Source organism: Pseudomonadota bacterium (assembly GCA_030775045.1).
Lineage (GTDB): Bacteria > Pseudomonadota > Alphaproteobacteria > JALYJY01 > JALYJY01 > JALYJY01.
Genome location: JALYJY010000058.1, coordinates 2,901 through 11,689 on the forward strand (window position 1 = coordinate 2,901; position 8,789 = coordinate 11,689).

Here is an 8,789-nt window from a genome sequence, read left to right on the forward strand (position 1 = left end):
AAAGTTATCCAGCTTCGCAAGCGGGTGCATGTTCAGCCAGATGATGGACCGCTCCCGGTCAACATAGCCCCTCCGGATCCCGTTTCCGGATGGCTCTTCATTGAAAATCTGCACGGCAATATCCGGCATGCCACAGGCCGCTGCGGCACAGTCTGCCACCGACTGCAAGAAAGCCTGTCTCTGCTCCCGGTCCAGCTGTGACCATACGCCGGCTGTCCTGCTGATGTCCGGAATGGACATGATCCGGCCAATCAGAGACCTGGCTGTTACAGCCTGCCAGGTTGATGCCTCCAGGGGACCGGTATTGTCCGCCACGCCAGCAGAAGAGAGAAAAGCTCTCAGATCACCACCACATCCACCTCCGCCGCCACAGCCGGAATCCGCTCCGCCACCATCTCCACCGCCGCCGCTACAGCCGGGTTCTGCGCCACTGCCATGCCCGGCACTATGTGCACCGTTGCTGCATCCGGGTTCTGCGCCGCCGCTGCGGCCGGATGTATGCCCGGGCCCGTCGTGGGGAGAGGCAAAAGCCTGGTTTGCAAGGAAGGTATTCAGATCCTCATTCGTAAAGGGAGGATCATAAAAGGAAGGGCTATGACTGTCCCCCACAACGGCCTGACCTGATGAGCCGGGATCGCCGTTCTGTGATGTGCCATTCTGCTTCAGCTGGTTCAGTGAGTTCAGCAAGCTGGCAGGCTTGTACTGCTCAAGATCTTTTTTCATCTGCGGGCTGGCTGTGGCAAGAACAGTGTCAACAGCCTTTCCACGCAGACCCGGTATCAGTCCTAGGGCCTCTTCAAACAGGGACCTTTTCCTGTTCTTCGGGGAACATTTCCAAAGATCCTCGAGAACCGTTCTACAGCCCTGTGTCGGCGCCGTCAGGATCTGCAGTCTCTGTTCTGCAGCAAGTATCTTCCATGCATCTGAGTTGAGCAGATTTTCAATGACAACAAGGCCTTTTGCCGTTTTCCACCTGTTTCCGGACAGGGCCGTTACAAGACCGTCATAAAGCTCGCTGATCTGCAGGACAGTCTGTGCAGCACGTCTCGTCTTTTCCGGGCGTGCCCTGTCCAGTTCCTTCGATTGCGCCTCAACCAGGACCAGAAGCGCCCTGCGCTGTGCAGTCCTTGCCTTGATCCAGCCGGCCCGCTGGCCCAGGGCACCAAGGAAATCTCCCTGTGGAAACTCCGGGGGGCGTTTGAAACAGGCAGCTTGCTTAATGGCATTATCCAGGGGCATGACCAGAGGAACAATATCTTCGGGTTTCGCCTGCCGGACTGTGTGCAGGGCATCGGCTATATCCTGGTTCAGGCCCGTTGTCAGGACAGTGCGCGCCCTGTCAAGAATTCCGTGGGGAGACTGCAGAATCTGTCCAGGCGCCCGGGAGAGGAAGTCTGCCAGCGCCTGGCTGACTTTCAGTTTTTCAGCATACTGTGTCAGGGATTGGTGAACTGCAGGCCCGTGAACCCCGGTTTCCTCTTCCAGGATCCTTTTCCATTCTTTGCCGAAAACAAACCATCTGGCCATGTCAGGCTCCATAAAGCTTTTCCGGGATTATGACGCCCGGAAATACTTTCGTCCCTTGGAAAAAGTGGTGTCAGGAATCTGCTGACCTGTCCTGTTGCGCCTGTTCCTGAACCAACTGTTGACCGGCCATGTTTTTGCCCTGAACCATTCCTGTTTCCGGGGGACCATAGTCCCAAGGAATACTTTCGCGCCAAACAAATATTTCCGGACACAGGAAAATGGCCAGTACAGAATGTTCTGTACTGGCCTCTGGTTTACTTGGGATCAGATCCGCAAATCAGGGGTTGTTACGCGGCCCAGCAGGGCGCAGGTCTGCCCCGGGGGAACGGTAATATTCCCCTTGTTGTCAGTTTTGGGTATGACCAGACGATAGCTGTTGCCATCATCCGGGACTGTAAAGGCGGGTTTGCCATCCACCTCTGTGATAACCTGACTAGGCTCGACCGGCATGAAGTTGTAAAATCCGGCCTGCGCAAACACGGCGCCTTCCACCGCCGGGATGCGTTTGACCAGATGAACGCGGGAAGGATTTTTCCCGTCGGCCAGAAGTCCGGAGGGTACATCCGGTTTCATGTGATCCTCCGGAATCATCCCCATGAAACGCAGAAGGTTGACTGCAAGGTGCCATGCCGATCCTGCACTGGCGGGATCGTCGTGATGGCCGCACTCGGCCACCAGCGCTTTTCCTCCCAGGCTTTGTATGTACATGGCCAGGTCATACTCCTGGCCGTGAAGCTCAGGCCAGCCTGTAACCTGTGTGGGAACCCCGAGGGCTGAAAGCATCTCCTGGTTTTCAGGATGGTCCAGAAACCCGAATACGGGGAGGGGATTGACCGGATCAAATACGGTCTTTCCGCCCATGGTATGCAGATCAAGCGCAGCATCGGGTTTGATGCTGTCGCACAGTTCTTTCAGTTCGCGGGCCGGTATGGACTCATATCCGGCTCCGGCCGCATCGGGGTTGTTGATACAGCGGGCCATATCGGTATCGACAGACCGTTTTCCAAGAATGCAGGCCAGCGGGTTGGCGTTCTGGACAACAACCAGCTTTCCACCGGTTATCAGCGGCTGTTTCAGGACAGAAGACAGGAAATCCTGGGCACCTCTCCGGGAGCCGCGTTCGTTCCCGTGAACGCCAGCAAAGACAGCGGCTGTCGGCCCGTCTCCCATGGCGACTTCAGTGATAAATATTCCGGAAGGCGTGGCCCGGGATCTGATATGCATTTTCATCTTTTGTCTCCGTGTATGCATCGGGGAAAAGCCAGGCACGGAAAAAAAGGCGGCACAACAGATCCTGCCCCATGCCAGGACAGGCTGCAGGGACCGTGTGATGTCAGAAGGAAGAAGAGAAAAATCCTGTCAGAATGAAGACATCACGCCAGTCCGCCGCCGGTACGTCGGCGCCGGATGGAGAGGGGAGCGCGGCTCCTGATGTGGGACTGTGTCTTCATGGGGTTATTATTCTGTGAAAGCATTTCCGGAAGCAAGGGGAATTTTCTTCACCCTCGCATGAAACCATAAAAGGGTGTATACGATCGTCCGGAAACGGAGGGGCGCCATGCCCATGGAAGCAGCAGTGATCAAGCAGATGATCCGGGAAGCAATTCCGGATGCTGTCGTGCGAATCCAGGATCTGCGCGGGGACGGGGACCATTATGCGGCCCATGTCCTGTCACAGGCCTTCCGGGGCAAGTCCCGGGTCCAGCAGCACCAGATGGTATATGCGGCCCTGAAAGGACGCATGGGGGGCGAGCTGCACGCGCTGGCCCTGACTACCGGCGTTCCCGAAGACAGCCAGACAGGAGGAAAACAATGAGCACAGATATCCAGGACCAGATCCGGAAAGACATCAGCAGCAACGATGTGGTTCTTTACATGAAGGGAACCGCAGCATCGCCCATGTGCGGCTTTTCCGCCCAGGTCGTGCAGGTTCTGAATACCCTGGGTGTATCCTTCAGGGATGTGAATGTGATGGCCGATCCGGCGATCCGCCAGGGCATCAAGGATTTCAGCAATTGGCCCACCATTCCCCAGCTGTACATCAAGGGCGAGTTCATCGGCGGCTGTGACATCACCCGCGAGATGTTCCAGACCGGCGAGCTCCAGCAGCTGCTGAAGGACAAGGGGATTCCTGTCAGAACGGCGGCGTAGGGCTGTTTCTTTACTGCTTTCCTGTCATCCCGACCGTAGCGGAGGGATCTTCTTCCATAAAAAGAGATCCTTCGATTTCGTATCACTGTGTAACACTTCGCTCAGGATGACATTGTTTCTGAATGCAGGCTTACTTAGAAACGCCGACCAGGGCCTCGCGCAACAGGCGGTCGTGGATCATGTAACCGGGCTGCAGGACGTTGACGACCGTTCCGGCCGGTTTTCCCGTATTCTCGACCTCGAACATCACGCGATGCAGGTTGGGGTCAAAAAGCTGGCCCACAGGGTCGATTTTCCGGATGCCCATTTTCTCGAACACAGCTGACAGCTGACGCTCGGTCGCCTCAACGCCTGCCACCAGGGTTTTCAGGACATCATTGCCGGCGGCCTGTTCAGCTGGCACGGCTTCCAGCGCACGGCGCAGGTTGTCAGCCACCGTCGCCATTTCCCGGGCAAAGGAGGCCACGGCATAGCGGGCCGTATCCTCATTCTCCCGGGCTGCCCTGCGGCGCGTATTCTCGGCCTCGGCCAGCGCACGCAGCGCCTGGTCTTTCAGGGTGGCGACCTCGGCTTCCAGCTCTGCAACACGGGCATCAGCCGGCGTTTCAAAAGCAGCAGCTTCCCCCGGTGCCACAGCGTCCGGAGCTCCGTCCTCAACTGTATCCTGATCCTGCTTTGTCATGGCCTGCCGGATCAGCCCGCCATGGTCCGCATACGGCCCCGGCTGCTGTCAACCGGTGGGCCCGGAAGCTCGATGTTGACTTCCAGGGTCGAGACATCCGTAGCCCGGTCAAGCTTGACCAGCACCTTGTCGTCCGGAATCTGGACGTACTTCCTGATGACCTGGATCAGATCCTTCTGCAGCTGCGGAAGGAAATCCGGTGCGGACAGGCTGGACCGTTCGTGGGCCAGCAGGATCTGCAGGCGCTCACGGGCCTGGACAGCGGATGTCTTGGGGGGGCTTGTGCGCAAAAAGCTGAACAGGCTCATGCTGTCCTCCTGCTGAACAGGCGTTGCAGGAAGCCGCCTTCCTTTTCCACCTCAAGGAAGCGGTGCTCCCTTTTCTCACCCAGGAAGCGTCCGACGGCATCCATATAGGCCTGGCCGGCGGCGCTTTCCTCATCCAGTGTGACCGGAACCCCCATGTTGGACGCCCGCAGAACGGTCTTGCTTTCCGGAATGGCGCCAAGAAGCGGGATCGCCAGGATTTCCAGAACGTCCTCGATGCGCAGCATCTCACCCCGTTCGACCCGTTCAGGATCATAGCGGGTCAGCAGCAGATGGGTCTCGACAGGCGGCAGGTTCATTTCCGCCCGGCGGGATTTTGAGGAAAGAACGCCCAGGATACGGTCGCTGTCGCGGACCGAGGAAACCTCGGGGTTGGTGACCACAATCGCATGGTCGGCATAGTACAGGGCCATCAGGGCGCCTGTCTCGATGCCGGCTGGGCTGTCGCAGATGACGTAGTCAAAATCCTTTTTCAGTTCCTCGATCACCCGCACAACGCCGTCCCGGGTGAGGGCATCCTTGTCCCGGGTCTGTGACGCGGGAAGAATGTACAGGTTCTCGAGACGCTTGTCCTTGATCAGGGCCTGGTTCAGCCTGGCCTCGTTGTTGATGACATTGATAAAGTCAAAAACAACCCGGCGCTCACACCCCATGATCAGGTCCAGGTTGCGCAGACCGACGTCGAAATCGATCAGGACCGTTTTGTGGCCACGCAGGGCAAGCCCCGCGCCAAATGCGGCACTGGATGTTGTTTTTCCCACGCCGCCCTTGCCGGACGTCATGACGATGACTTTGGATTCTGGCAAGATTCCCTCCTGGTCTGTCTTCCGCTGCCGGTTCAGGTCAACGGATCAATCCTCAGATATCCGTTGTCCAGGGAAATCCGGACACTTTTCTTCCAAAGATTCTTTTCAATATCTTCACTGATTCGGTAGACCCCTGCAACAGAAACCAGCTCCGCCTCAAGGCTGGAGCAGAAAATCATGGCGTTCTGGTTCCCGCCAAGGCCTGCCAGAGCCCGTCCGCGCAGGGGGCCATAGATGTGGATATGTCCGTCGGCCAGAAGTTCTGCCCCCGGGCTGACAGGCGCCAGAATGATCAGATCGCCGCCGGAAGCGTACACCTGCTGGCCCGAACGGACAGGTTCTGTAATGACAAGGGTTCCGGAGGCCGGAGCCGGGTCGCGGGCAGCCGGAGGAGCATCGGCCTGGGCCTGCGTCTGCGCTGGCGCGGTTTCCCGGGCCGGACGTCCCTGGCTCATGATCCCGAGGCCGATGGCAAGGGCCGCTTTCTGGATGGCGGCAGAGGCGCCCTGTACCCCGATGGGAACAAGGTGGCAGTGCTTCAGCCGGGAGACGAATGAGGACAGCTCGGGCACACCCATCCCGGTTTTCACGTCTTCCAGGTCGATGACCACAGAGGCGTTGTGGAAAAAGGCCGGCGCCTGGCGGGTCTTGATGGCCAGCTGGGGAAAAAAGGAAGGATCTTCAGGATCCAGCACCTTCAGCACAATCACCGTAAAGGCGGATCCCCGGATCTGGAAGGGAAGGGTGGTTTCTGCTGATTTCGCAGCGGCAGACGTCCTGGGCATGACCTTGAATCCTTCAGTGCTGAAGCGCTTGAATCACCTGTCTCTCAGGCTTATAGCGGAAAAAGGTTGTGCCTTGCAAAGATGGTTTTGGACGCTGCTTTCAGCTTGCTACAGAACGGCCCTTTGAACCAAGATCCACAAAGGCCTCGCCCAGCCGTTCGACCAGGCCCTGTTCCCCCAGGCGCAGCCACCGGCGGGGATCATAGATTTTCTTGAACGGCGTTCCATCCTGGGGATCGATTTGGTGTTCAAAGGCTTTCGGGTTGGCTTTTACATAATCACCAACGGGCTTTGCAAAGGCGAACTGGGTGTCTGTGTCGATATTCATCTTGAAGACGCCATAGCGGATGGCTTCCGCAATTTTTTCCTTTTCCGAGCCGGACCCGCCGTGGAACACCAGATCCAGCGGATTGGGGGCCAGCTGGTGTTCTTTCTCCACCAGCGCCTGGGAATTTTTCAGGATCTCCGGCCGCAGTTTTACGTTTCCTGGCTCATAGACGCCATGCACGTTTCCAAAGGACGCGGCGACGCTGAAATGCCCCAGCGGGGACAGCAGCCTGTACGCTGCAAGGACATCCTCGGGCTGGGTATAGAGGCGGGAGTTGTCAGCACTGCTGTCATGGTCGTGGCCGACACCGTCTTCCTCACCGCCCGTGACGCCCAGCTCAATCTCCAGACTGATCCCCAGGGGCGCCAGCTGTTCCAGATACCGGGCGCACGTGGCCAGGTTCTGTTCCAGCGGTTCCTCGGACAGGTCGATCATGTGGGAGGAGAAGAGGGGCCTGCCGATCTTCTCCAGATGCTCCCGGTTATGGCGGACCAGGCCATCAATCCAGGGCAGAAGTCCCCTGTTGGCATGGTCCGTGTGCAGCACAACGCACACACCATAGTATTCGGCCAGAAGATGAACATGCTGTGCGGCGGATACTGCGCCCAGAACCTTTGAGTCCGGATGTGACGACAGGCCCTGGCCGGCATAGAACTGGGCACCGCCATTGGACAGCTGGATGATCACGTCGGACCGATTGCGGGCTGCGGCTTCCAGCACAGCGTTGATCGAATTTGTCCCTGTCACATTCACGGCCGGAAGGGCATAGCCCCCCGCCTTGCAGGCTGCGACAAGGGCCCTGTAGGCGTCCCCCGTCACGACGCCGGGCTTCAGGGTGTTGGCGGAAGAAGGTTGTGCAGCTGTCTGTGACATGATCTTTCCTGATTATTATTGTGCGGCCAGAACATCCATACGGTCGGATGTTACCCATTCATCGCTGGCGGCGGTATACCCCCTGTAGGAGACCCGGCAGCGACCAAGGCTGTCCGGGCCGCCCTTGATCCACGCCGGCTTGCGCGCATCGCTTTTGGCGACAGACAGCCAGGCGCGCTTCGGGCATGTTTTCAGCCATTCCTGCTGCTGCGCCCGCCGTTCTTCCGGTGTTGGCTGAACAGAGGCTTGCTGGACCTGGGCCGGGGTTTCAGCCTGTGGAAGTACTTCTTCGGGGGCGGGAAGTGCTTCCTGTACAGGGGGAGATTCAGGAGGGGGGGCAGAAGCCTGTACCACAGGCGGCGGCGCTGCAGGTGTGGGAGCAACGACCGGGATGTAGACCGGAACTGCAGGAGCAGGATCCCGGGAAACTGACGGAATTTCCCGGGCAGAAGCTGTTGACCGGATCTGCGAGATCACGGCCATGGACCGGCTGTCCGGATACTGCCGGTCCGGCACAGCCAAGGCCGGCGCTGCAGCATACTGCTGCGCCACAGGGGCCGGCGCCGGTTCAGGCGGCTTGCTGCGGATATGGGACAGGATCCGGTCCAGGAAAGGCTGTTTCACCTCCGGCGCTGGTTCTGCCGGCGGCAGGGCAGGAGGGAGAGAGGCGGTCTGGGGAGCAGGAACATCAACAATGTTTGCCCGGGCCACTGCAGGAGCCTGTACGGGAGGTTCAGGAGTCGGTACCGGAACCGCGACGACATTGACAGCGGCAGCGGGAAGAACGCGGATCTTTATGCCTTCCGGGATAGCGTCAGGATCCGCCTGTACCGGCGGCGCGGAAACGGCAGCCGGAGAGGGGGCAGAGGCAGCAGGAATATCCACAGACACTACCCGGGCCTGCGCCTGCGGAGGAAGGGGTTGCATTTCCGCAGCCGGTGGGGGCGAGGCAGCCCGGATCCGCTGTGCGGCGGATATCCCCGGATCCGAAGCTGCTGCAACGGTCGCCAGGGCTTTGGGGGAAAGACTTCCGGAAGGCGGCAGCGCAGTCCGGGGTGGTATCCAGGCGGGCTGAAGGGCCATCTTCCGGACAGGCTCTCCTGCAGTGTTTCCATAACTCCGGGCGATGATCTTCTGTGTCTCCAGGGCTGCAGAATCAGACGGCACAGGAACAGGCCTAGCTGCTGTCCGGGCAATCACTGGATGGGACGGAGGCGGCAGGGAGGGTTGCGCTGCCGCAATGTCTGCTCTGGGCGGGACAGGCGGGGAAGACAGGATCGGCGCCTGGACAGGAGCGACAGAGACAAGGAC

At 59.2% G+C, this 8,789-nt stretch carries 10 protein-coding genes; 2 read left to right on the top strand and 8 right to left on the bottom strand.

Annotation, left to right across the window (positions count from 1 at the left end; all coding sequences use genetic code 11):
* Together M3O22_06200 and M3O22_06205 are read right to left on the bottom strand one after the other, a co-directional pair.
* The coding region (locus M3O22_06200) for a hypothetical protein (protein ID MDP9196336.1) at positions 1-1,527 on the bottom strand (1,527 nt) is incomplete at its 3' end.
* A 264-nt stretch (positions 1,528-1,791) separates the two neighbouring features.
* On the bottom strand, positions 1,792-2,757 hold the full coding sequence (locus M3O22_06205; GenBank protein ID MDP9196337.1) for a succinylglutamate desuccinylase/aspartoacylase family protein: 966 nt from the start codon (positions 2,755-2,757) through the stop codon (positions 1,792-1,794).
* Between the two features lie 328 nt (positions 2,758-3,085).
* Between M3O22_06205 and M3O22_06210 the strand changes: the two genes are divergently transcribed.
* Positions 3,086-3,343, top strand: coding sequence for a BolA family transcriptional regulator (locus M3O22_06210; protein ID MDP9196338.1), 258 nt, complete (start codon positions 3,086-3,088; stop codon positions 3,341-3,343).
* Positions 3,340-3,678 carry a Grx4 family monothiol glutaredoxin gene (gene grxD / locus M3O22_06215; GenBank protein MDP9196339.1) on the top strand — a complete coding sequence of 113 codons (339 nt, stop codon included), beginning with the start codon at positions 3,340-3,342 and terminating at the stop codon, positions 3,676-3,678. The genes M3O22_06210 and grxD overlap by 4 nt, the downstream gene beginning before the upstream one ends.
* Before the next feature lie 130 nt (positions 3,679-3,808).
* Here grxD and grpE read toward each other — a convergent pair whose 3' ends face one another.
* The 6 genes from grpE to M3O22_06245 form a co-directional block, all read right to left on the bottom strand.
* Positions 3,809-4,360, bottom strand: coding sequence for a nucleotide exchange factor GrpE (gene grpE, locus M3O22_06220; GenBank protein ID MDP9196340.1), 552 nt, complete (start codon positions 4,358-4,360; stop codon positions 3,809-3,811).
* Positions 4,361-4,371: 11 nt separating this feature from the next.
* Positions 4,372-4,668, bottom strand: coding sequence for a cell division topological specificity factor MinE (minE, locus tag M3O22_06225; protein ID MDP9196341.1), 297 nt, complete (start codon positions 4,666-4,668; stop codon positions 4,372-4,374).
* Positions 4,665-5,468: a septum site-determining protein MinD gene (gene minD / locus M3O22_06230; protein MDP9196342.1), complete on the bottom strand. Its 804-nt coding sequence runs from the start codon at positions 5,466-5,468 to the stop codon at positions 4,665-4,667. Before minD ends, minE begins: the two co-directional genes overlap by 4 nt.
* A gap of 56 nt (positions 5,469-5,524) precedes the next feature.
* The gene (gene minC / locus M3O22_06235; GenBank protein ID MDP9196343.1) at positions 5,525-6,277 is read right to left on the bottom strand and encodes a septum site-determining protein MinC; all 753 of its coding nucleotides are present in this window, start codon (positions 6,275-6,277) and stop codon (positions 5,525-5,527) included.
* 100 nt (positions 6,278-6,377) lie between these two features.
* Positions 6,378-7,478 carry a class II fructose-bisphosphate aldolase gene (fbaA, locus tag M3O22_06240; protein ID MDP9196344.1) on the bottom strand — a complete coding sequence of 367 codons (1,101 nt, stop codon included), beginning with the start codon at positions 7,476-7,478 and terminating at the stop codon, positions 6,378-6,380.
* A gap of 15 nt (positions 7,479-7,493) precedes the next feature.
* Positions 7,494-8,789, bottom strand: a 1,296-nt coding sequence (locus M3O22_06245) for a hypothetical protein (protein MDP9196345.1), incomplete at its 5' end; no start/stop codon positions are given.